Source organism: Serratia sp. FS14 (assembly GCF_000695995.1).
Taxonomy (GTDB): Bacteria; Pseudomonadota; Gammaproteobacteria; order Enterobacterales; family Enterobacteriaceae; genus Serratia; species Serratia nematodiphila.
On the sequence record NZ_CP005927.1, the window covers coordinates 2,169,846 to 2,192,000 of the forward strand.

General features: G+C 63.1%; 15 protein-coding genes. All 15 read left to right on the top strand.

Going from position 1 to position 22,155, the window contains the following annotated elements:
• Nucleotides 1-213 precede the first annotated feature (213 nt).
• The 15 genes from purL to L085_RS09915 all read left to right on the top strand — a co-directional run bounded on the left by purL (nucleotide 214) and on the right by L085_RS09915 (nucleotide 22,152).
• The gene (gene purL, locus L085_RS09845) at nucleotides 214-4,107 is read left to right on the top strand and encodes a phosphoribosylformylglycinamidine synthase (protein ID WP_193378783.1); all 3,894 of its coding nucleotides are present in this window, start codon (nucleotides 214-216) and stop codon (nucleotides 4,105-4,107) included.
• A gap of 887 nt (nucleotides 4,108-4,994) precedes the next feature.
• A complete protein-coding gene (locus L085_RS09850; RefSeq protein WP_044030659.1) occupies nucleotides 4,995-6,431 on the top strand; it encodes a HAMP domain-containing sensor histidine kinase in 1,437 nt (478 codons plus the stop codon).
• A 3-nt stretch (nucleotides 6,432-6,434) separates the two neighbouring features.
• Nucleotides 6,435-7,304 (top strand): two-component system QseEF-associated lipoprotein QseG, encoded by an 870-nt coding sequence (gene qseG / locus L085_RS09855; protein ID WP_049870654.1) that lies wholly within the window; start codon nucleotides 6,435-6,437, stop codon nucleotides 7,302-7,304.
• A complete protein-coding gene (gene glrR / locus L085_RS09860; RefSeq protein ID WP_004941361.1) occupies nucleotides 7,301-8,641 on the top strand; it encodes a two-component system response regulator GlrR in 1,341 nt (446 codons plus the stop codon). Before qseG ends, glrR begins: the two co-directional genes overlap by 4 nt.
• A 130-nt stretch (nucleotides 8,642-8,771) precedes the next feature.
• Entirely contained in the window at nucleotides 8,772-10,394 is a 1,623-nt protein-coding gene (locus L085_RS09865) for an NAD+ synthase (RefSeq protein ID WP_004941363.1), read from the top strand.
• Nucleotides 10,395-10,405: 11 nt separating this feature from the next.
• On the top strand, nucleotides 10,406-10,744 hold the full coding sequence (glnB, locus tag L085_RS09870) for a nitrogen regulatory protein P-II (RefSeq protein WP_004847623.1): 339 nt from the start codon (nucleotides 10,406-10,408) through the stop codon (nucleotides 10,742-10,744).
• Nucleotides 10,745-10,960: 216 nt separating this feature from the next.
• Nucleotides 10,961-11,884 (top strand): LysR substrate-binding domain-containing protein, encoded by a 924-nt coding sequence (locus tag L085_RS09875; RefSeq protein ID WP_015378793.1) that lies wholly within the window; start codon nucleotides 10,961-10,963, stop codon nucleotides 11,882-11,884.
• Between the two features lie 115 nt (nucleotides 11,885-11,999).
• Nucleotides 12,000-13,463, top strand: a complete 1,464-nt coding sequence (locus tag L085_RS09880) for a gamma-aminobutyraldehyde dehydrogenase (RefSeq protein ID WP_044030660.1) — start codon at nucleotides 12,000-12,002, stop codon at nucleotides 13,461-13,463.
• Between the two features lie 73 nt (nucleotides 13,464-13,536).
• Entirely contained in the window at nucleotides 13,537-14,691 is a 1,155-nt protein-coding gene (ydcS, locus tag L085_RS09885) for a putative ABC transporter substrate-binding protein YdcS (protein WP_015378791.1), read from the top strand.
• A 53-nt stretch (nucleotides 14,692-14,744) separates the two neighbouring features.
• Nucleotides 14,745-15,773 carry an ABC transporter ATP-binding protein gene (locus L085_RS09890; RefSeq protein ID WP_015378790.1) on the top strand — a complete coding sequence of 343 codons (1,029 nt, stop codon included), beginning with the start codon at nucleotides 14,745-14,747 and terminating at the stop codon, nucleotides 15,771-15,773.
• Nucleotide 15,774: 1 nt separating this feature from the next.
• On the top strand, nucleotides 15,775-16,719 hold the full coding sequence (locus L085_RS09895; protein WP_021504515.1) for an ABC transporter permease: 945 nt from the start codon (nucleotides 15,775-15,777) through the stop codon (nucleotides 16,717-16,719).
• Entirely contained in the window at nucleotides 16,709-17,515 is an 807-nt protein-coding gene (locus L085_RS09900) for an ABC transporter permease (RefSeq protein ID WP_004941378.1), read from the top strand. Before L085_RS09895 ends, L085_RS09900 begins: the two co-directional genes overlap by 11 nt.
• A gap of 35 nt (nucleotides 17,516-17,550) precedes the next feature.
• Nucleotides 17,551-18,975, top strand: a complete 1,425-nt coding sequence (patD, locus tag L085_RS09905; protein WP_044030661.1) for an aminobutyraldehyde dehydrogenase — start codon at nucleotides 17,551-17,553, stop codon at nucleotides 18,973-18,975.
• Nucleotides 18,976-19,060: 85 nt separating this feature from the next.
• Nucleotides 19,061-20,971, top strand: coding sequence for an FAD/NAD(P)-binding protein (locus L085_RS09910; RefSeq protein ID WP_044030662.1), 1,911 nt, complete (start codon nucleotides 19,061-19,063; stop codon nucleotides 20,969-20,971).
• Nucleotides 20,968-22,152, top strand: a complete 1,185-nt coding sequence (locus tag L085_RS09915) for a cytochrome c (protein ID WP_021504512.1) — start codon at nucleotides 20,968-20,970, stop codon at nucleotides 22,150-22,152. The genes L085_RS09910 and L085_RS09915 overlap by 4 nt, the downstream gene beginning before the upstream one ends.
• The last annotated feature ends 3 nt before the right edge of the window (nucleotides 22,153-22,155 follow it).

Sequence of the window (22,155 nt, forward strand, 5' to 3'; positions counted from 1 at the left end):
AATCACCAGTGCGGGGGGCATTTTGCGCAACAAAACGCCAGTGTGCAACTTTATTGACACGTTATGACAATTCGACGGTGCGGCATGCTTTTATCAATAATCCCTACGCAAACGGTTTCGTCGGCGGCGAGGATTCTCTATAATGACGCGCGTTTTCCCCTGTTGCGCCCAATGAAGCGTCTTATCCTTCGCTTCGAAGACGAGAGAACTTTGATTATGGAAATTCTGCGTGGTTCGCCCGCTTTATCGGCTTTTCGCATTACCAAACTGCTGTCCCGCTGCCAGGACGCCCACCTGCCCGTCAGTGATATCTACGCCGAGTACGTCCACTTTGCCGATGTTAGCGCACCGCTAAGTGCCGAAGAACACGCCAAACTTCAGCGCTTGCTCAAGTACGGTCCTTCTCTCGCCGAACACGCCCCCGAAGGCCGGCTGCTGCTGGTCACGCCGCGCCCGGGCACCATTTCCCCCTGGTCTTCCAAAGCCACCGACATCGCCCACAACTGCGGTTTGCAACAGGTGCTGCGGTTGGAACGCGGTCTGGCGTTCTACGTCAAGGCGCCTGAGCTGACGGAAGCCCAGTGGCGCCAGCTCGCCGCGCTGCTGCACGATCGCATGATGGAAACCGTCTTCAGCGAGCTGCAACAGGCTGAACAGCTGTTCGCGCACCATCAGCCGGCGCCGTATCAGTCGGTCGACGTGCTGGGCGCAGGGCGCGCCGCGCTGGAGCAGGCCAACGTCCGGCTCGGCCTGGCGCTGGCGCAGGACGAGATCGATTACCTGCTGAATGCCTTTACCGGTTTGGGGCGCAACCCGACGGATATCGAACTCTATATGTTCGCGCAGGCCAACTCTGAGCACTGCCGCCACAAGATTTTCAACGCCGACTGGATCATCGACGGCGAACAGCAGCCCAAGTCGCTGTTCAAAATGATCAAGAACACCTATGAGCAGACGCCGGACTATGTGCTGTCGGCGTATAAAGACAACGCCGCGGTGATGGAAGGCTCGCAGGTCGGCCGCTTCTTCGCCGCGCCGGAGAACGGCACGTACGATTACCATCAGGAAGACGCGCACATCCTGATGAAGGTAGAAACCCACAACCACCCGACGGCGATCTCGCCGTGGCCGGGCGCCGCGACCGGCTCCGGCGGCGAGATCCGCGACGAAGGCGCCACCGGCCGCGGCGCCAAGCCGAAGGCCGGCCTGGTGGGGTTCTCGGTATCCAACCTGCGTATTCCCGGCTTTGAACAGCCGTGGGAGCAGGACTTCGGCAAGCCGGAACGCATCGTCACCGCGCTGGACATCATGACAGAAGGCCCGCTGGGCGGCGCGGCGTTCAACAACGAATTCGGTCGCCCGGCGCTGCTGGGCTACTTCCGCACCTATGAAGAGCGCGTCAACAGCCATAACGGCGTCGAGCTACGCGGCTACCACAAACCTATCATGTTGGCGGGCGGCATCGGCAACATCCGCGCCGATCACGTGCAGAAAGGGGAAATCACCGTCGGCGCCAAGCTGGTGGTGCTGGGCGGCCCGGCGATGAATATCGGTCTGGGCGGCGGCGCGGCGTCATCGATGGCGTCCGGCCAGTCCGATGCCGATCTGGACTTCGCGTCGGTGCAGCGCGACAACCCGGAAATGGAACGCCGCTGTCAGGAAGTGATCGACCGCTGCTGGCAGCTGGGCGACCAGAACCCGATCCTGTTTATCCATGACGTCGGCGCCGGCGGCCTGTCCAACGCCATGCCGGAGCTGGTGAGCGACGGCGGACGCGGCGGCCGTTTCGAACTGCGCGACATCCTCAACGACGAGCCGGGCATGAGCCCGCTGGAAGTATGGTGCAACGAATCGCAGGAACGTTACGTGATGGCGATCGCCCCGGCGCAGATGGCGCAGTTCGACGAGATCTGCCGCCGCGAGCGCGCGCCTTACGCGGTGATCGGCGAAGCGACCGAAGAGCAACATCTGACGTTGAACGATCGTCACTTCGACAATCAGCCGATCGACATGCCGCTGGACGTGCTGCTCGGCAAGACGCCGAAGATGACCCGCGACGTGACCCGTCTGCAGGCGCAGGGCCAGGCGGTACAGCGTGAGAACATCACGCTGGCCGACGCGGTGAAGCGCGTGCTGCATCTGCCGGCCGTCGCGGAGAAAACCTTCCTGATCACCATCGGCGACCGCACCGTCACCGGCATGGTGGCGCGTGACCAAATGGTCGGCCCGTGGCAGATCCCGGTGGCCGACTGCGCGGTCACCACCGCCAGTCTGGACAGCTATTACGGCGAAGCGATGTCGCTCGGCGAACGCGCGCCGGTGGCGCTGCTGGACTTCGCCGCCTCCGGCCGCCTGGCGGTCGGGGAAGCGCTGACCAACCTGGCCGCCACGGAAATCGGCAGCCTGAAGCGCGTGAAGCTGTCCGCCAACTGGATGGCCGCCGCCGGCCACCCGGGTGAAGACGCCGGCCTGTACGAAGCGGTGAAAGCGGTGGGCGAAGAGCTGTGCCCGGCGCTGGGCATCACCATTCCGGTGGGCAAAGACTCCATGTCGATGAAAACCCGCTGGCAGGAAGGTAATGAACAGCGTGAAATGACCTCGCCGCTGTCGCTGGTTATCACCGCCTTCGCCCGCGTGGAAGACGTGCGCCACACCGTGACGCCGCAATTGCGCACCGATAAGGGCGACAGCGCGCTGCTGTTGATCGATCTGGGCAACGGCCATAACGCGCTGGGCGCTACCGCGCTGGCGCAGGTTTATCGCCAACTGGGCGACAAACCGGCCGATGTGCGCGATGTCGCGCAGCTGGCGGGCTTCTTCAACGCCATGCAGCAGCTGGTGGCCGATCGCGCGCTGCTGGCTTATCACGACCGCGCCGACGGCGGCCTGCTGGTGACGCTGGCGGAGATGGCCTTCGCCGGTCACTGCGGCGTAGAGGTTAACCTCGATGGCCTCGACGACGATGCGCTGGCGGTGCTGTTCAACGAAGAGCTGGGCGCGGTGATCCAGGTGAGCGCCGAACGTCTCGACGACGTGAAGCGGGCGTTCGCGCAGCACGGTCTGACCGACAACGTGCATCACATCGGCAGCGCGCAGGCCGGCGATCGTTTCGTCATCAACCAACATGGCAAGGCGTTGTACAGCGAAAGCCGCAATACGCTGCGCACCTGGTGGGCGGAAACCACCTGGCAGATGCAGCGCCTGCGCGACAACCCGGCGTGCGCCGATCAGGAACATCAGGCCAAGCAGGATGAACAAGATCCCGGCCTGAACGTGAAGCTGACCTTCGCACCTGAGGAAGACATCGCTGCGCCGTACATCGCCAAGAGCGCTCGCCCGAAAGTGGCGGTGCTGCGCGAGCAGGGGGTGAACTCCCACGTTGAAATGGCGGCGGCGTTCCACCGCGCCGGCTTTGACGCCGTGGACGTGCACATGAGCGATCTGCTGGCCGGGCGCCGCGATCTGCAGGACTTCCACACGCTGGTGGCCTGCGGCGGCTTCTCTTACGGCGACGTCCTGGGCGCCGGCGAAGGCTGGGCGAAGTCTATCCTGTTCAACGAGCGGGTGCGCGACGAGTTTGAAGCGTTCTTCCACCGTCCGCAGACGCTGGCGCTGGGCGTATGCAACGGCTGCCAGATGATGTCCAACCTGCGTGAGCTGATCCCGGGCGCCGAACACTGGCCGCGCTTCGTGCGCAACCTGTCGGATCGCTTCGAAGCGCGCTTCAGCCTGGTGGAAGTGGCGGCCAGCCCGTCGCTGTTCATGCAGGGCATGACCGGCTCGCGCATGCCGATCGCCGTTTCCCACGGTGAAGGGCACGTCGAAGTGCGCGATGCGGCACATCTGGCGGCGTTGGAAAGCCACGGCCTGGTGGCGCTGCGTTTCGTCAACAACGCCGGTCAGGTGACGGAAGCTTACCCGGCTAACCCGAACGGTTCGCCGAACGGCATCACCGCCGTGACCAGCGCCAACGGGCGCGCCACGGTGATGATGCCGCACCCGGAGCGCGTGTTCCGCACCGTCAGTAACTCCTGGCACCCGGAAGAGTGGGGCGAGGACAGCCCGTGGATGCGTATGTTCCGCAACGCCCGTAAGCAGCTGGGCTAAAAACGGTCACCACCGTACAGAGGGCGCAAGCAATTGCGCCCTTTTTTATGGCCGGCGTTCGCCGTCTGGCGGCAGTGTCTGCATTTTGCGACAAGCGCTGGTTTGCTTGTCGCCAAATGGAGACGTTTAACTAATTGATTTTATTGTAGGTAAGCAGGTTTGACTTTAGTTGTCTGCATTTGGCGACAGCACGGCGTTTTTTTCATCGCTCATCAGTGCGTAATGGGTGGGGGAATTTGCTGATGTAATTTTATTTTTAAATAAAATCATTGTGTTATGATTTTTATTGCAAAGTTGGCACGCTACGTGCATTATTCTCGGCGGCTGCTCATTCACCTTTTTATGACGGCGCCGTAATTAGACGGCAAATCGCCTCATAAGCCTCCGAATGATGCCAAAGAAATGGTGCCTATCGTCCAACCAAACCGATAACAGACCGCGCAAGCGGCTTTATCAAGCATCGGGCGACACGTGGAGTGAGGCACCGCCTGTATCCAACTGTGATGAAGGGTTCATCAATCCTGGATACTTACGGATGCTATTCGTCCTGTTCGATGCCAGCCGCTGCGCTACATCACCCTGGGGACGAGGTTTAAGGGCATCCACACTTTCCTTGCGTTGGGGCAAGTTTCTTGCCCCGATGTCAATTCTCAACGCTGCGCTTATGCCCGTTTCGTTGCCTATGCCCTCGAACGCAGACGCTATCCCCACACTCTCGTTTTCGCGCCGGTTGATGTTACCGGGGCCGCATGCCGTCGGCAGGCCAGGCCTATGGGCGCGCTTCGCCGATCCCGCGGCTTTTTCCTTGCGCGTTCAGGATTCTCCCCTGCCGGGCTTTTCTCTTTCCGGCGAGTCAGTTAGCATCGTGACAGAGCTGAGAGAATGAGATGATTTCGTTGAAAAAATGGCGTTTATTCCCCCGTTCGCTGCGGCAATTGGTGCTGCTGGCCTTCCTGTTGGTGCTGCTGCCGCTGTTGGTGCTGGCCTATCAAGCCTACCAGAGCCTGGATCACCTCAGCGCGCAGGCGGCGGACATCAACCGCACCACGCTGGTGGACGCGCGGCGCAGCGAGGCGATGACCAGCGTGGCGCTGGAGATGGAGCGCAGCTATCGTCAGTACTGCGTGCTGGTCGATCCTACGCTGCAGAAGCTGTACCAGAACCAGCGCAAACAGTATTCGCAGATGCTGGACGCCCACGCGCCGATCCTGCCGGACGAACGTTATTACCAAACGCTGCGTCAGTTGCTGACCCAGCTGGCGGCGATCAAATGCCATAACAGCGGACCGGACCAAGAGGCCTCGGCCCTGCTCGAATCGTTCTCCCGTTCCAACGCCGAAATGGTGCAGGCCACGCGCGCGGTGGTGTTCTCGCGCGGCCAGCAGCTGCAGCAGGCCATCGCCGAGCGCGGCCAGTTCTTCGGCTGGCAGGCGCTGCTGTTGTTCCTGGTCAGCGTGCTGCTGGTGGTGCTGTTTACCCGCATGATCATCGGGCCGGTCAAGGCCGTGGAACGGATGATCAATCGCCTGGGGGAAGGGCGCGCGCTGGGTAGCACCGCGTCGTTCAAAGGGCCGCGCGAGCTGCGTTCGCTGGCGCAGCGCATCATTTGGCTGAGCGAGCGGCTGGCGTGGCTGGAATCGCAGCGCCACGAGTTCTTGCGCCATATCTCGCACGAGTTGAAAACGCCGCTGGCCAGCATGCGTGAAGGCACCGAACTGCTGGCCGACGAAGTGGCGGGGCCGCTGACTTCAGACCAGAAAGAGGTGGTGACGATCCTCGACAACAGCAGCCGCCACCTGCAGCAGCTGATTGAACAACTGCTGGATTACAACCGCAAACTGGCCGATGGCCCGGCGGAGCACGAGAACGTCGAGCTGCGCGAGATGGTCGATTTGGTGGTCGCCGCGCACAGTTTGCCGGCGCGGGCGAAGATGATTTCCACCGAAATCGCCCTGGAGGCGGAAATCTGCTGGGCAGAGCCTACGCTATTAATGCGCGTGCTGGATAATCTCTACTCCAATGCGGTGCACTACGGCAAGGAATCCGGTAACATTTGGATCCGCAGCCGTCAGGTTGGACAACGGGTGCAAATCGACGTCGCCAATACCGGCACGCCGATCCCCGAGGCTGAAAGAGCCATGATTTTCGAGCCTTTTTTCCAGGGTAGTCACCAGCGAAAAGGGGCGGTAAAAGGAAGCGGACTGGGGTTGAGCATCGCTCAGGACTGTATCCGTCGCATGCGCGGTGAGCTGCAACTGGCGACGGTCGCCGGTGCAGACGTCTGCTTCCGCATTGAACTGCCGTTAACCGCCGAGAATGAATAAATAATGTACACATGGTCTAAGCGCCTTCGTCTTTCACAGACCGAACGTTCACCGCGTGCCACGCACAGAGCGCCGCTCGGCAAACGCCCAATCGCCTGGCTGGGCGCCGTTTTCTTTATGCCGCTGTTGCTGGCGGGCTGCGTCGATCGCGCCGTCAGCGGCGGATTGAACCCTCAGCAGCAAGAGGCGATCCCGGATACCAAGGTGATCGATTACCGCACCGCGGCTTGCGATACCCTGTGGCAATTGGACGACAAGGACGCGCTGGATAACGCGCTCTACTGGCTGCGCGCGATGGACTGCGCCGATCGCATCGGCTCGACCCAGGCGCGTGCGCTGGCGAAAACGGTGCCGGGCGACAGCTGGTCCGGCGTTTTCAAACAGAGCATCCTGCTGGGGAGCGCACAGCCGACCTCCGGTGAACGTCGCCAGATGCTCGACAGGATCAACAGTTACCGGATGGAGTTCCCCGGTTCGCTGCGTCCGTTGACGCAGCTGTGGCGCCAGCAGCAGATGCTGCAGATCACGTTGTTCGATGAGAAAGCGCGCTATCAGCATCTGCAGGAGAGCAGCGACAGCCAGATCGATTCGCTGCGCCAGAATCAGGCGCGCCTGCAGTCGCAGCTGCAGGACACCTCGCGCAAGCTGGAAAACCTGACCGATATCGAGCGCCAGCTCTCATCGCGCAAGCAGCTGCAAGGGGAAATCCCGGAAAACGGCGCGGGCCAGCAGAAGGGCGAAGCCGCCGGTAAAAGCGGCGCGGCCGCCAAAGGCGCTGAAAAGGACGAACCGGAAAAAGGCACCGCGCTGCCGGTTGAACCGGAAGACACCTATACGCCGCATCCCGCCAATAAGGAGTCCCACGCGCAATGACCGCACGCAAACCGGCCAACCTGTTATTGGTTGACGACGATCCCAGCCTGCTGAAGCTGTTGGGCATGCGCCTGACCAGCGAAGGTTTTCACGTCACCACCGCCGAAAGCGGCCAGGAAGCGCTGCGCCTGTTGGCGCGCGAACAGATCGATCTGGTGATCAGCGATCTGCGCATGGATGAGATGGACGGCATGGCGCTGTTCGCCGAAATCCAAAAGCATCAGCCGGGCATGCCGGTGATCATTCTTACCGCGCACGGTTCGATTCCCGATGCGGTGGCCGCCACCCAGCAGGGGGTGTTCAGCTTCCTCACCAAACCGGTGGATCGCGATGCGCTGTACAAGGCCATCGACGAGGCGCTCGCGCTGTCGGCCAGCCCGGCCGGCGACGATGCCTGGCGGGAAGACATCGTCACCCGCAGCCCGTTGATGCTGCGCCTGCTGGAGCAGGTGAAAATGGTGGCGCAGTCGGACGTCAGCGTATTGATCAACGGCCAGAGCGGCACCGGTAAAGAGGTGGTGGCGCAGGCGATCCACGCGGCCAGCCCGCGCGCCAGCAAGGCGTTCATCGCCATCAACTGCGGCGCGCTGCCGGAGCAGCTGCTGGAGTCCGAACTGTTCGGCCACGCCAAGGGCGCCTTTACCGGTGCGGTCAGCAGCCGCGAAGGGCTGTTCCAGGCGGCGGCGGGCGGCACGCTGTTCCTCGACGAGATCGGCGATATGCCGCTGTCGCTGCAGGTGAAGCTGCTGCGCGTGCTGCAGGAACGCAAGGTGCGGCCGCTCGGCAGCAATCGCGATCTGGACATTGACGTACGCATCATCTCCGCCACCCACCGCGATCTGCAAAAGGCGATGGCGAAGAACGAGTTCCGCGAGGATCTCTACTACCGCCTCAACGTGGTGAACCTGAAGATCCCGGCGCTCAACGAGCGCGCCGAAGATATCCCGCTGCTGGCCAATCACCTGTTGCGCGAAGCGGCTCAGCGGCACAAGCCGTTCGTGCGCAGCTTCTCGACCGACGCCATGAAGCGGCTGATGACCGCCAGCTGGCCGGGCAACGTGCGTCAGCTGGTCAACGTCATCGAGCAGTGCGTGGCGCTGACCTCGGCACCGGTGATCAGCGAGGCGTTAGTGGAGCAGGCGCTGGAAGGGGAAAACACCGCGCTGCCGACTTTCGCCGAAGCGCGCAACCAGTTTGAGTTGCACTATCTGCGCAAACTGCTGCAGATCACCAAGGGCAACGTGACCCAGGCCGCACGCATGGCGGGCCGCAACCGCACCGAGTTTTACAAATTGCTGTCGCGCCACGAGCTGGACGCCAACGATTTTAAAGAATGACAGTTTCCCGCCGGCGCCTGCCACGCAGGTTCTCAACAAATCCGGCGGAATGATTTACACTCCGTTCTCTTTGCCGCGGCGCGCCCCGGCGTAGAGCACTATGGAACGTATTAAGCGGGATCGTACACAAATGAGCAGATCACTTTCCATCGCCCTGGCCCAGTTGAACCTGCTGGTCGGCGACATTGAAGGCAACACCGAACGCATGTTGCAAATCGTGCAGGAGCAGCAGAAGGCGGGAGCCGATCTGGTCATGTTCAGCGAACTGGCGCTGTCCGGCTACCCGCCGGAAGATCTGCTGTATCGCAATGATTTCTATGAGCGCTGCGATGCGCAGCTGCTGCGCCTGCAGCAGGCCTCCGCCGAGACGGCGATCCTGGTCGGCCACCCGTGGCGCGAAGGCGACAAGCTGTACAACGCGCTGTCGCTGTTCGCCGAAGGCCGCCTGCTGACCCGCTACTTCAAGCAGCAGCTGCCGAACTACGGCGTGTTCGATGAGAAGCGCTATTTCCACGCCGGCAACGACACCTGCGTGGTGGAGCTGAAAGGCTACCGTCTGGGGCTGCTGATCTGCGAAGATCTGTGGTTCCCTGAGCCGATCGACGCCGCCAAGGCGGCCGGCGCGGAGATTATCCTGTCGATCAACGCCTCGCCGTATAATCGCGAAAAACCGTATATCCGCAAAACGCTGATGGCCGGCCACTGCCAGCGCACTCAGCTGCCGCTGGTGTACCTCAACCAGGTCGGCGGCCAGGATGAGCTGATCTTCGACGGCTGCTCCAAGGTCTTCGACGCCGCCGGCACCATGACTCACCGTCTGGCGGCCTTCGACGAGCAGGTGACCCGCCTGGAATTCAACGAGTTGGATGTGGTGCCGATGGCCGATCCGGCCGCCGAACTGCCGCAGCTGGCGCAGGTGTATCAGGCGCTGGTGCTGGCGGTGCGCGACTACGTGACCAAAAACGGCTTTAAAGGCGCGGTGCTGGGGCTGTCCGGCGGTATCGACTCGGCGCTGACGCTGGCGATCGCCGTGGATGCGTTGGGCAAAGACAAGGTGCAGGCGCTGATGATGCCATTCCGCTACACCGCGGATATCAGCATCGCCGACGCCAAGGAAGAGGCGGAAATCCTCGGCGTGGAGTTCGATATCGTCTCCATCGAACCGATGTTCGACGCCTTTATGGGCCAGCTGTCGCCGATGTTCGCCGGCACCGAGCGCGACACCACCGAAGAGAACCTGCAGGCGCGTTGCCGCGGGGTGGTGCTGATGGCGCTGTCCAACAAGCGCCGCAGCATCGTGCTGACCACCGGCAACAAGAGCGAAATGGCGGTCGGTTACGCCACGCTGTACGGCGATATGGCCGGCGGTTTCGACGTGCTGAAGGACGTGCCGAAAACGCTGGTGTTCAAGCTGTCTGAATACCGTAACACCGTCTCCTACGTGATCCCGCAGCGGGTGATCGATCGCCCGCCGTCCGCCGAGCTGGCGCCGGATCAGGTCGATCAGGACAGCCTGCCGCCGTACGATATCCTGGATGCGATCCTGGAAGGCTACGTCGAGCGCGACAAGTCGGTCGCCGATCTGGTGGCCGAAGGCTTCGATGAAGCGATCGTGCGCAAGGTGATCCGCCTGGTGGACATCAACGAATACAAGCGGCGTCAGGCCGCCGTCGGGCCGCGCATCACCGCCCGTAACTTCGGCAAAGACCGCCGCTACCCCATCACATCCGGTTTTGGCCGCAAAAATTGGTAAAAGGAAAGAAGATGAAAAAGATCGACGCGATTATCAAGCCGTTCAAACTGGATGACGTCCGCGAAGCGCTGGCCGAAGTGGGCATCACCGGCATGACGGTCACCGAAGTCAAAGGCTTCGGCCGCCAGAAGGGCCACACTGAGCTGTACCGCGGCGCCGAATACATGGTCGATTTTCTGCCTAAGGTGAAGATCGAGATCGTGGTTGCCGACGACATCGTCGACACCTGCGTGGAAACCATTATGCAAACCGCGCAGACCGGCAAGATCGGCGACGGCAAAATCTTCGTCTTCGACGTGGCGCGCGTGGTGCGCATCCGTACCGGCGAGCAGGACGAAGAAGCGATCTGATCCTCAGCAGGATCATCGGCCATCAGGGCGCAGCATGCTGCGCCCTTGTCATTTCTGCTCCCCGTACATCATACTTCTTCGCCTCGCCGTTTCCCCCATTTTTGCCTGCGGGCATTCTAAAAAAGCGAACGCTATCGCGTTTTTGACACTTTTCCCGATCGCTTCACGGCCGGCGTCTACACTCAACGCAATGTTTTTGCTTGAGGAATCACCCCCATGATGACGTTACGCCAAATCCGCCACTTCATCGCCGTGGCGGAAACCGGGTCGATCTCCGCCGGCGCCCAGGCGGTGTTTGTCTCCCAGTCTTCGCTGACGCTGGCGATCCAGCAGCTGGAAACCGAGATCGGCGTGCGGCTGTTCGATCGCCACGCCAAGGGCATGACGCTGACCCATCAGGGGCACCAGTTCTTGCGCCAGTCGTATCTGATCCTGGCGACGGTGGACAACGCCAAGCGCAGCCTGCAGATCGGCACCGAAAGCCTGACCGGCAAGCTGACTATCGGCGTCACCAGCCTGGTGGCCGGTTACTTCCTGGTGGAGTTGCTCACGCGCTTTAAATCTGCCTATCCCAACGTCACCGTGCAGGTGGTTGAAGACGAACGCCCGTACATCGAGCATCTGCTGGTCAGCGGCGAGATCGACATCGGCGTGCTGATCTTGTCGAACATCGAGGACCGCGACGCGCTGCAGACTGAGGTGCTGATGCACTCGCCGTATCGTCTGTGGCTGCCGCCGCTGCACCCGCTGCTGGAGCACGAGAGCATCAGCCTGGCGGACGTGGCCAAACAGCCGCTGATCCAGCTCAACGCCGATGAAATGGACGTGCACGCGCGGCGCATCTGGGCGCGCGCCGGGCTGAAGCCGGAGATCGCCATGAAGACCGCCTCGACCGAGGCGGTGCGCAGCCTGGTGGCGGCGGGGATGGGCGTCTCCATCCAGCCGGACATGGCGTACCGCGCCTGGTCGCTGGAGGGCAACATGATCGAGGCGCGCAAGCTGGACGATCTGCTGGAGCCGCTGGATATCGGGTTGGCATGGCGGCGCGGCAGCGCGCGGCCGGAGCTGGTGACGCCGTTCCTCACCATCGCGCGCGAGAACGGCAGCAAACATGCCGCCGGGCTTAAGCATTCGATTTAATCGAACGCGTCGTTCAGTATTTAGAATTTGTTGCCCGCCAGAGGCTCGCTTAGGCTGATTAAAACTAACTTATTCACATTTGGTTAACGTTTTTGTCACTTAGGGGCGTCAGGCGATGGCGGATGTGCAGGTTCTCTCAGGTTTGTCCTGTCAGCAGTTCATTAACGGTCAGCTTATCGACGGCGAAGGCCAGCAGGAGTGCATCGTCAATCCGGCTAATGGCGAGACGCTGATCGCCCTGACCGAAGCCTCTTCGGCGCAGGTCGGCAGCGCGGTGAAAGCCGCGCAGCAGGCGTTTGGCCACTGGTCGCGCACTACGCCGGCCCAGCGCGCCACGCTGTTGCTGCGCATCGCCGACGCCATCGAGCGGCAGGCGCCGCAGCTGGCGCAGCTGGAAGCCCTCAACTGCGGCAAACCGCTGCATCAGGCGCTCAATGACGATTTGCCGGCGGCGGTCGACGTGTTCCGCTTCTTTGCCGGCGCGGTGCGCACGCAGCAAGGGCAATTGGCCGGTGAGTATGTGCCGGGCCACACCTCGATGATCCGCCGCGATCCCATTGGCGTGGTGGCTTCGATCGCCCCCTGGAACTATCCGCTGATGATGGCGGCGTGGAAGATCGCGCCGGCGTTGGCGGCGGGCAATACCGTGGTGTTTAAACCCTCCGAACATACGCCGCTGACCATTTTGGCGCTGGTGCCGGCGCTGCAGGAGATCCTGCCGCCAGGCGTGCTGAACATCGTCTATGGCGGCGGTGAAGGGGTCGGCAGCCAGCTGGTGGGGCACCCGCAGGTGCGGCTGGTGTCGGTCACCGGCGATATCGTCACCGGGCAAAAAATCCTCCAGGCGGCGGCCAAAAGCGTCAAGCGCACCCATCTGGAGCTGGGGGGCAAGGCGCCGGTGATCGTTTGCGACGACGCCGCTCTCGACGAGGTGGTCAACGGCATTCGCACCTATGGCTATTACAACGCCGGCCAGGACTGCACCGCCGCCTGCCGCATCTACGCGCAGGCCGGCATCTATCCCAAACTGGTGGACGCGCTGGGCGAAGCGGTCGCCAGCCTGCGCTTCGCCCGCAAGCGCGATCAGGACAACGAGATCGGCCCGTTGATAAGTGCCCGCCAGCGCGATCGCGTCGCCAGCTTTGTCGAGCGGGCGCTCAGCCAACCGCATATCGAATTGATCACCGGCGCCGCGGCGCACTCCGGGCCGGGGTTCTACTACCAGCCGACCCTGCTGGCGGGTTGCCTGCAAAGCGACGAGATCGTGCAGCGTGAGGTGTTTGGCCCGGTGGTCAGCGTCACGCGCTTCGAACACCTGGAGCAGGCGGTCGCGTGGGCCAACGACTCGGAATACGGGCTGGCCTCGTCGGTGTGGACGCAAAATATCGATCGGGCGCTGCACATTGCCGCCCATCTGCAGTACGGCAGCACCTGGATCAACACTCATTTCACCTTGGCGAGCGAAATGCCGCACGGCGGCCTGAAACGCTCCGGCTACGGCAAGGATCTGTCCAGCGATTCGCTGCAGGATTACAGCGTTGTCAGGCACGTAATGGCGAAGTTCAAAGCCGGCTTCTAACGGTTATATCAAGAAAAATCAGGCGGCAGCCGTTCCCTGCCGCATACCGATAAGCAACACAGGGGTAATTACGATGGGAAAAACTACCGCAGTCACCACCACCGTCTCCGCGCTCTGTCTCACCGTGCTGTGCGGCCTGGCCCAGGCGGCCGATCTGCCGCAGGCGCTGGGCAAAGGCGAAGGCCGACTGGACATCATCGCCTGGCCCGGCTACATCGAACGCGGCCAGTCCGACAAAAACTACGACTGGGTCACCCAGTTTGAAAAGCAAACCGGCTGTGCGGTGAACGTGAAGACCGCCGCCACCTCCGATGAAATGGTCAGCCTGATGGCCAAGGGCGGCTACGATCTGGTGACCGCCTCCGGCGACGCCTCGCTACGCCTGATCTTCGGCAAGCGGGTGCAGCCGATCAACACCGCGCTGATCCCGAACTGGAAGAACATCGATCCGCGCCTGCTGAACGGCGCCTGGTACACCGTGGACGGCAAAACCTACGGCACGCCGTACCAGTGGGGGCCGAACCTGCTGATGTACAACACCAAAACCTTCCCGACGCCGCCGGACAGCTGGGCGGTGATCTTCCAGCAGCAGAACCTGCCGGACGGCAAGAGCAACCAGGGCCGGGTGCAGGCTTACGACGGCCCGATCTACATCGCCGACGCGGCGCTGTTCCTGAAGGCCACCCAGCCGCAGCTCGGCATCAGCGATCCTTACCAGCTCAACGAAGAGCAGTATCAGGCGGCGCTGAAGCTGCTGCGCAGCCAGCACGCGCTGATCCACCGCTACTGGCACGATACCTCGGTGCAAATGAGCGACTTTAAAAACGAAGGCGTGGTGGCCTCCAGCGCCTGGCCGTATCAGGCCAACGCCCTGAAGGGCGAAGGGCAGCCGATCGCCACCGTGTTCCCGAAAGAGGGCGTGACCGGCTGGGCGGACACCACCATGCTGCATGCCGATGCCAAACACCCGAGCTGCGCCTACCAGTGGATGAACTGGTCGCTGGAGCCGAAGGTGCAGGGCGACGTGGCGGCCTGGTTCGGGTCGGTGCCGGCTTCGCCGGCGGGCTGCAAGGCCAGCGCGCTGCTGGGTGAGAAGGGCTGCGAAACCAACGGTTTCAACCAGTTCGACAAAATCGCCTTCTGGAAAACGCCGCAGGCGCAGGGCGGCAAGTTCGTGCCGTACAGCCGCTGGACCCAGGATTACATCGCCATCATGGGCGGCCGCTAAGCCGCGGGGCGCGGTTCGCTGCGCCCGAATTACATCAGAATGGAGCACAGAAAATGACCATTGCCGTGCAATTCATCGATGTTTCGCGGACTTTCGGCGATGTTCGCGCCGTGGATCGGGTATCCATCGACATTCAGGACGGGGAATTCTTCTCCATGCTCGGGCCGTCCGGCTCGGGCAAAACCACCTGCCTGCGCCTGATCGCCGGCTTTGAACAGCTGACTTCCGGCTCGATTCGCATTCACGGCCAGGAAGCCGCCAACCTGCCGCCGTATCAGCGCGACGTGAATACCGTGTTTCAGGATTACGCGCTGTTTCCGCACATGTCGGTGCTGGAAAACGTCGCCTACGGCCTGATGGTGAAGGGCGTCGCCAAACGCGAGCGGCTGGCGCGGGCGCAAGAGGCGCTGGAGAGCGTGGCGCTCGGTTTCGTCGCCGAACGCAAGCCGGCGCACCTGTCGGGCGGCCAGCGGCAGCGCGTGGCGCTGGCGCGCGCGCTGGTCAATCGGCCACGGGTGCTGCTGCTGGACGAACCGCTCGGCGCGCTGGATCTCAAGCTGCGCGAGCAGATGCAGGGCGAACTGAAGAAGCTGCAGCGCCAGCTGGGCATCACCTTTATCTTCGTCACCCACGATCAAAGCGAAGCGCTGTCGATGTCCGATCGGGTGGCGGTGTTCAATAACGGCCGCATCGAGCAGGTGGATACGCCGCGCGAGCTTTACATGCGGCCGAAGACGCCGTTCGTCGCCGAGTTCGTCGGCACCTCCAACGTGGTGCGCAGCGAACTGGCGCAGCGTCTGCTCGGCGAAAGCCGAACCTTCTCGATCCGGCCGGAGCATATTCGCCTGCTGGAGCAAGGCGGCGCGGCGCAGGACGAAATCCAGGTGCAGGGCACGCTGCAGGAAATCCACTACCAGGGCGCGGCCACGCGCTATGAGATCGCGCTGAACGGCGGCGAAAAGCTGCTGGTCAGCCAGGCCAATCCACAGTGGATCGCCGAAGGGCAACAGCGGCAGATCGGCCAGCCGATCGTCGCCTGCTGGCCGCGCGCGGCGATGGTGCCGCTGCTGGAGGAGAGGTGAGATGGACATGAGCATCGATTCCCCCCCGGCGCGCGGCGGTAGCGTGCGCGCGCTGTCGACCTGGCTCTATCGCCGGCCGACGCTGTATCTGCTGTTACTGCTGGTGCCGCCGCTGCTGTGGTTCGGCGCGGTGTACCTCGGCTCGCTGCTGACGCTGCTGTGGCAGGGGTTCTACACCTTCGACGATTTCACCATGGCGGTGACGCCGGATCTGACCTTCGCCAACCTGGCGGCGCTGTTCAACCCGGCCAACTACGACATCATCCTGCGCACGCTGACCATGGCGGTGCTGGTGTCGCTGGCCAGCGCGGTACTGGCGTTCCCGATCGCCTATTACATGGCGCGCTACACCAGCGGCCGCGTCAAGGCGTTCTTTTACATTGCGGTGATGATGCCGATGTGGGCCAGCTATATCGTTAAAGCCTATGCCTGGACCCTGCTGCTGGCGAAAGACGGCGTGGCGCAGTGGTTCCTGCAGCACCTGGGGCTGGAGCCGCTGTTGGCTTCGCTGCTGACGGTGCCCGGCGTCGGCGGCAACACGCTGTCGACCTCGGGGCTGGGGCGTTTTCTGGTGTTCGTTTATATCTGGCTGCCGTTCATGATCCTGCCGATCCAGGCGGCGCTGGAGCGCCTGCCGCCCTCGCTGCTGCATGCCTCGGCGGATCTGGGCGCCCGGCCGGCGCAGACCTTCCGCCACGTCATTTTGCCGCTGGCGGTGCCGGGCATCGCCGCCGGGTCGATCTTCACCTTTTCGCTGACGCTGGGCGATTTCATCGTGCCGCAGCTGGTGGGGCCGCCGGGTTATTTCATCGGCAGCATGGTCTACGCCCAGCAGGGCGCGATCGGCAATATGCCGATGGCCGCGGCCTTTACGCTGGTGCCGATCGTCCTGATCGCCATCTACCTTTCCATCGTCAAACGTCTGGGGGCTTTCGATGCACTCTGAACGCGCGCCCTTAGGGCTGAAGCTGGCCGCCTGGGGCGGACTTGTCTTCCTGCATTTCCCGTTGGCGATCATCGCCATCTATGCCTTCAACACCGAAGACGCGGCCTTCAGCTTCCCGCCGAAGGGCTTTACGCTGCACTGGTTCAACGTCGCCGCCGGGCGGCAGGACATCCTCGATGCGGTGCTGCTGTCGGCGCAGATCGCCTGCCTGGCGACCGCCATCGCGCTGGTGCTCGGCACCCTGGCGGCGGCGGCGCTGTATCGGCGCGATTTCTTCGGCAAGGACAGCATTTCGCTGCTGCTGCTGCTGCCGATCGCGCTGCCGGGGATCGTCACCGGCCTGGCGCTGCTGGCGGCGTTCAAGGCGCTGAACATCGAGCCGGGTATCCTGACCATCGTCGTCGGCCATGCGACGTTCTGCGTGGTGATCGTGTTCAACAACGTCATCGCCCGATTCCGCCGCACCTCGTACAGCCTGATCGAGGCTTCGATGGATCTCGGCGCCGACGGCTGGCAAACCTTCCGTTACGTGATCTTGCCGAACCTCGGCTCGGCGCTGCTGGCCGGCGGCATGCTGGCGTTCGCGCTGTCGTTCGATGAAATCATCGTGACCACCTTTACCGCCGGCCACGAGCGCACGCTGCCGCTGTGGCTGCTGAACCAGCTCGGTCGCCCGCGCGACGTGCCGATCACCAACGTGGTGGCGCTGTCGGTGATGCTGTTGACCATGCTGCCGATCCTCGGCGCTTACTACCTGACCAAAGGTGGGGAAAGCGTCGCCGGCAGCGGCAAATAATTTCCTTACCCGACCTCTGACAAAAGGATAACCCTATGCAAAGCCAACTGTTGATTGACGGCCAACTGGTGAATGGCCAGGGCGCGACCCAGCCGGTGTATAACCCGGCGACCGGCGAAGTGATCGCGCAGGTGGCGGAGGCCAGCCCGGAGCAGGTCGATCGCGCGGTGCTGGCGGCGGACGCCGCGTTCGCCGCCTGGGGGCAAACCACGCCGAAGGAGCGCGCCGAGCATCTGCTCAAGCTGGCGGATCTGATCGACGAGCATGCCGAGACCTTCGCCAGGCTGGAGTCGCTCAACTGCGGCAAGCCTTATCACTGCGTGCTGAACGACGAGCTGTCGGCGGTGGCCGACGTATTTCGCTTCTTCGCCGGCGCCAGCCGCTGCCTGACCGGCATGGCGGCCGGTGAGTATCTGGCCGGGCACACCTCGATGATCCGCCGCGATCCGCTCGGCGTGGTGGCCTCGATCGCGCCGTGGAACTACCCGCTGATGATGGCGGCCTGGAAACTGGCGCCGGCCTTGGCGGCGGGCAACTGCGTGGTGATCAAGCCTTCGGAGCAGACGCCGCTGACCACCTTCAAATTGGCCGAACTGGCCGCCGGGCTGTTCCCGCCGGGCGTGCTCAACGTGCTGTTCGGGCGCGGCGCCAGCGTGGGCGATCGGCTGACCGGGCATGACAAGGTGCGCATGGTGTCGCTGACCGGGTCGATCGCCACCGGCGAGCACATCATCGCCCACACCGCCGCCGGCATTAAACGCACCCATATGGAGCTGGGCGGCAAGGCACCGGTGCTGGTGTTCGACGATGCCGATCTGCAGCAGGTGGTGGACGGCATTCGCGGTTTTGGGTTCTACAACGCCGGCCAGGATTGCACAGCCGCCTGCCGCATCTACGCGCAGAAAAGCATTTATCCCGAGCTGGTGAAGCGGCTGGGCGAGGCGGTGGCCAGCCTGAAGATCGGCGCGCCGGACGACGAGAGCACCGAGCTGGGGCCGTTGATTACCGCCCAGCATCTGGAGCGGGTGGCCGGTTTTGTCGAGCGAGCCAAAGCGTTGCCGCATGTGCAGGTGGTCACCGGCGGCGAGAAGGTGAAGGGGCCGGGCTACTATTTCCAGCCGACGCTGCTGGCCGGCGCGCGCCAGGAAGACGAGATCGTGCAGCGCGAAGTGTTCGGCCCGGTGGTGACGGTGACGCCGTTCGACGACGAAGAGCAGGTACTGGCCTGGGCGAACGAATCCAACTACGGGCTGGCGTCGTCCGTATGGACCCGCGACGTGGGCCGCGCACATCGCTTAAGCGCCCGCCTGCAATACGGCTGTACCTGGGTGAACACCCACTTCATGCTGGTGAGCGAGATGCCGCACGGCGGCCAGAAACTGTCCGGCTACGGCAAGGATATGTCGATGTACGGGCTGGAGGATTACACGGCCATTCGTCATGTGATGTTCAAACATTGATTTTACAGTAATTATCCGCACAATAGCGCGGCCTTCGAGCCGGCTCCGGCCGGCTGATGATAATAAAAATTGAAAGGAAGCCTATATGGGTATCACCAGACGCGATTTTCTCAACGGGGTGGCGATCACCATCGCCGCCGGGTTGACGCCGCTGCAAATCTTGCGCGCGTCGCCGCAAACCGCCAATCAAACCCTGTACTATCCGCCGGCGCTGACCGGGTTGCGGGGCAACCATCCGGGCTCGTTCGAGCATGCGCACCAGCTGGGGCGCGACGGCAAAACCTTTGATTTCGGCAGCGTGCCCGCCGTTGAAGAGTTCGATCTGGTGGTGGTCGGCGCCGGCATCAGCGGGCTGGCGGCCGCCTGTTTCTGGCAGCAGCTGAAAGGCGAGCGGCAGCGCATTCTTTTGATCGACAATCACGACGACTTCGGCGGCCACGCCAAGCGCAACGAGTTCAACAGCGACGACGGCATGCTGCTCGGCTACGGCGGCAGCGAATCGCTGCAGTCGCCGCGCTCCAACTTCAGCCCGGTGGCGATGGGGCTGCTGCGCAAGCTCGGCGTCGATATCGACCAACTGGAACAGGCTTTCGACACCACCTTCTACCCGGATTTGAATTTGAGCCGCGGCGTTTACTTCGATCGCAAGAACTTCGGCGTCGACAAGGTGGTGAGCGGCGATCCGGGCCGCACGGTGGCGGACGACATCCCGCGCGATCGCCTCAACGGCCGCTCTTATGAAGCGTTCATCGGCGATTTTCCGCTGCCGGAAAGCGATCGCCAGGCGCTGATCGCGCTGCACACGGTGGAGAAGGATTATCTGCCGGGGATGACGCTGGAGCAGAAGGTCGAATGGCTCGACACCCACAGCTACACCCAGTTCCTGCGCGAGAAGGTTGGGCTGAGCGAGCTGGCGATCCGTTATTTCCAGCAGACCACCAACGATTTCCAGGCGGTGGGCATCGATGGCACCTCGTGCAGCGATGCGCGCATTTGCGATCTGCCGGGCCTGAACGGCATGAGTCTGCCGCCGCTGGACGAAGAGTCGCAGGCAGATCTCGACGATCCTTACGTGTTCCACTTCCCGGACGGCAACGCTACGCTGGCGCGCCTGATGGTGCGCCAGCTGATCCCGGCGGTGGCGCCGGCCGGCAAGGACATGAACGACGTGGTGCTGGCTAAATTCGACTACAGCCAGCTCGATCGGCCGGAATCGCCGGTGAAGCTGCGCTTGAACAGCACCGGGCTGCACGCGGCCAACGTCGGCGACAAGGTGGAAGTCACCTACATGACCGGCGAGAAGATGACCAAAGTGCGCGCCGGGCAGGTGGTGATGGCCGGCTACAACATGATGATCCCGTATCTGGTGCCGGAGATGGCGCACGAGCAGCAGGAGGCGCTGAAGCAGAACGTCAAGGCGCCGCTGGTGTACAGCAAGGTGGTGATCCGCAACTGGCAGCCGTTCATCAAGCTGGGCGTGCACGAGGTCTATTCGCCGGCCGCGCCGTACAGCCGCGTGAAGCTGGATTATCCGGTGAGCATGGGCGGCTATCAGCACCCGCGCGATCCGGATCGGCCGATCGGCCTGCATATGGTGTATGTGCCGACGCTGCCGGGCAGCGGCCTCAGCACGCGCGAACAGTCGCGCAAAGGGCGCGCGCTGCTGCTGGGCACGCCGTTCGAAGTGCACGAGCAGATGATCCGCGAACAGCTGCAGGGCATGCTGGGCGAGGCCGGTTTCGATCATCAGCGCGACATTCAGGCGATCACCGTCAACCGCTGGTCGCACGGTTACTCCTACTTCCTCAACGGGTTGTTTGACGACGAAGACGAAGCCAAGAAAATCATCGAAACGGCGCGGCAGCCGATCGGCAAGATCGCTATCGCCAACTCCGATGCCGACTGGAGCCCGTACGCCAACTCGGCGATCGATCAGGCGTGGCGCGCGGTTAACGAACTGGCCTACGGCAAGGTTGCCGCCAAGGAGGGAGCATGAGTCTGCGTTCACTGTACCTGTTGAGCCTGTTGGCCGCCGGCGGCTCGGCCCAGGCGATGTCGGCCGGGGAATACGTCGCCAAAGCCGGTGACTGCACCGCCTGCCATACCGCGCCGGGCGGCGCCGAATTGGCGGGCGGCATGAAGTTCCCGACGCCGCTCGGGGCTATCTACGCCACCAACATCACGCCGGACAAGCTGCACGGCATCGGCGCTTACTCATTCGAAGAGTTCGATCGCGCCATGCGTCAGGGGATCGCCAAAGACGGTCACCGGCTTTATCCGGCGATGCCGTACACCTCGTACGCCAAAATGAGCACGGAAGACATGCGCGCGCTGTATGACTATCTGATGAACGAGGTGCCGGCGCAGAACGTCGCCAACCGCGACAGCGATATCACTTGGCCGCTGTCGATGCGCTGGCCGCTGGCGGTGTGGAATCAGCTGTTCCACGACGACCAGCCGTATCAGGCGGATCCGCAGCAAAGCGCCGAGTGGAACCGCGGCGCCTATCTGGTGCAAGGCGCAGGCCATTGCGGCAGCTGCCACACGCCGCGCGGCTGGGCGATGCAGGAGAAGGGCCTGGACGGTAAGGAGCCGGTGTTCCTGAGCGGCGCCGAGCTGGACGGCTGGTACGCCTCCAATCTGCGCGGCCTGCCGCCGGAAGAGGTGACGGCGCTGCTGAAAACCGGCCGCAGCCGCCATGCGGCGGTCGCCGGGCCAATGAGCGAGGTGGTGACCCACAGCACGCAGTACCTCAGCGACGGCGATCTGAACGCCATCGCGGTGTACCTGCGCAGCCTGGCGCCGGACACCGCCGCCAAACCTGCTTCATCTGCTGCGCAGGCGGATAATTCGGGCGGCAAGGCGACCTATGCGATGTACTGCTCGACCTGCCACGGCAATCAAGGTGAAGGTACCGATTTTGCCATTCCGGCGCTGGCAGGCAATGCCACGGTAACGGCGGATAATCCGCTGACCGCGCTGCGGGTGGTGCTGGAAGGGGCGCATACGCCGATCACGCAGCAGGCGATGGCGTTCGACATGCCGGCTTATGGCTGGGCGTTGAACGATCGTCAAGCGGCCGATCTGATGAGCTATCTGCGGGGAAGCTGGGGCAACCAGGCGGCGCCGGTGACGGTGCAGCAGGTGCAGGACGCGCGCCAACTGCAGGAGAAATGAAGG